Annotated in this window: 1 protein-coding gene; it reads left to right on the forward strand. The window is 56.2% G+C overall.

Going from position 1 to position 2821, the window contains the following annotated elements:
- A partial coding sequence (locus tag HBR93_RS26670; RefSeq protein WP_346266859.1) for an immunoglobulin-like domain-containing protein occupies positions 1 to 2821 on the forward strand: 2821 nt, incomplete at both ends.

Raw genomic sequence — 2821 nt, forward strand, 5'->3', positions numbered from 1 at the left:
TCACCCTGACCGCGCCAAGCGCCGTCAACGAAGGCGGCACCATCACCTACACCGCCACCTTGAGCAACAAGGCCGACACTGACGTCACCTTGACCCTCGATAACAAGCAAACCATCACCATCAAGGCCGGCGAAACTGTTGGTACCGTCACCGTTGATGCTCCAGGCGACGACGTGTTCGTCGACAAGAGCACCCAGACCGTCCAGATCACCGGCACCGACGGCGGCAACTTCGAGAAACTCGTGGTTGCTGGCAATGGCGCGACTACCACCATCAACGACACCATCGACAAAGTCGATGTAGTGCTGACCGCCACCAAAACTGTGGGTGAAGGCGGCGAGATCGTCTACACCGCCACCCTTGTGGATAAAAACGGCGCGCCGGTGACCAACATCACCAACCCTGTGACTGTGACCCTGGATAACAACCAGGTCATCACCATCGGTGTGAACCAGTCGAGCGGTACTGTTTCGGTTGTGGCTCCGGATGATGTGTACAAAGGTGATCAAACCGTCACGACCGGTATTAAAGAAGTCACCGGTGGCGAGCACTTTGAAAACCTGGTTCCAGGTACTGACAAAGTCACCACGACTGTCACTGATACCCCAGGTACCGATAACACCACGACAGTGACGCTGACGGCTCCGTCGGAAGTGAGTGAAGGTGGGAAAATCACCTACACCGCTACGCTTTCTAATAAAGCGGATACCGACGTCACCCTGACGCTGGACAACAAGCAAACCATCACCATCAAGGCCGGCGAAACTGTTGGTACCGTCACCGTTGATGCTCCAGGCGACGACGTGTTCGTCGACAAGAGCACCCAGACCGTCCAGATCACCGGCACCGACGGCGGCAACTTCGAGAAGCTCGTGGTTGCTGGCAATGGCGCGACTACCACCATCAACGACACCATCGACAAGGTCGATGTGGTCCTGACCGCCACTAAAACTGTGGGTGAAGGCGGCGAGATCGTTTACACCGCCACCCTTGTGGATAAAAACGGTGCGCCAGTAACTAACATCACCAGCCCTGTGACTGTGACCCTGGATAACAATCAGGTCATCACCATTGGTGTGAACCAGTCGAGCGGGACTGTCTCGGTTGTGGCTCCGGATGATGTGTACAAAGGCGACCAAACGGTTACTACCGGCATCAAGGAAGTCACCGGTGGCACGCACTTTGAAAACCTGGTTCCAGGTACTGACAAAGTCACCACGACTGTCACTGATACCCCAGGTACCGATAACACCACGACAGTGACGCTGACGGCTCCGTCGGAAGTGAGTGAAGGTGGCCAGATCACTTACACCGCCACCTTGAGCAACAAGGCTGACACTGACGTCACCCTGACACTCGATAACAAACAAACCATCACCATCAAGGCCGGCGAAACCGTCGGTACCGTCACCGTTGATGCCCCTGGCGATGACGTGTTCGTCGACAAGAGCACCCAGACTGTCCAGATCACCGGGACTGACGGCGGCAACTTCGAGAAGCTCGTGGTTGCAGGAAACGGCGCAACGACGCAAATCAACGACACCATCGACAAGGTCGATGTGGTCCTGACCGCCACTAAAACTGTGGGCGAAGGCGGCGAGATCGTCTACACCGCGACCTTGGTGGATAAGAACGGCGCGCCGGTGACCAACATCACCAGCCCTGTGACCGTGACTCTGGATAACAACCAGGTCATCACCATTGGTGTGAACCAGTCGAGCGGTACTGTCTCGGTTGTGGCTCCAGACGACGTTTACAAAGGTGATCAAACCGTCACGACCGGTATTAAAGAAGTCACCGGCGGCGAGCACTTTGAAAACCTGGTTCCAGGGACTGACAAGGTCACTACGACTGTCACTGACACACCGGGCACCGATAACACCACGACAGTGACTTTGACGGCTCCGTCGGAAGTGAGTGAGGGTGGGAAAATCACCTACACCGCTACGCTTTCTAATAAAGCGGATACCGACGTCACCCTGACGCTGGACAACAAACAGACCATCACCATCAAAGCGGGCGAAACAGTCGGCACCGTCACCGTTGATGCCCCTGGCGATGACGTGTTCGTCGACAAGAGCACCCAGACCGTCAAGATCACTGGCACCGACGGCGGCAACTTCGAGAAACTCGTGGTTGCAGGCAACGGCGCAACGACGCAAATCAACGACACCATCGACAAGGTCGATGTAGTGCTGACCGCGACCAAAACCGTGGGTGAAGGCGGCCAGATCGTCTACACCGCCACCCTTGTGGATAAAAACGGTGCGCCGGTAACCAACATCACCAACCCTGTGACTGTGACCCTGGATAACAACCAGGTCATCACCATCGGTGTGAACCAGTCGAGCGGGACTGTCTCGGTTGTGGCACCGGATGATGTGTACAAAGGCGACCAAACAGTTACTACCGGCATTAAAGAAGTCACCGGTGGCGCGCACTTCGAAAACCTGGTTCCAGGTACTGACAAGGTCACCACGACTGTTACTGATACCCCAGGTACCGATAACACCACCACCGTCACCCTGACCGCGCCAAGCGCCGTCAACGAAGGCGGCACCATCACCTACACCGCCACCTTGAGCAACAAGGCTGACACTGACGTCACCTTGACCCTCGATAACAAGCAAACCATCACCATCAAGGCCGGCGAGACCGTCGGTACCGTCACCGTTGATGCTCCAGGCGATGACGTGTTCGTCGATAAGAGCACCCAAACCGTCAAGATCACCGGTACTGACGGCGGCAACTTCGAGAAACTCGTGGTTGCAGGCAACGGCGCAACGACGCAAATCAACGACACCATCGACAAGGTCGATGT

This window comes from Pseudomonas sp. WS 5411, from assembly GCF_012985595.1.
In the GTDB taxonomy this organism is placed as follows: domain Bacteria; phylum Pseudomonadota; class Gammaproteobacteria; order Pseudomonadales; family Pseudomonadaceae; genus Aquipseudomonas; species Aquipseudomonas shahriarae.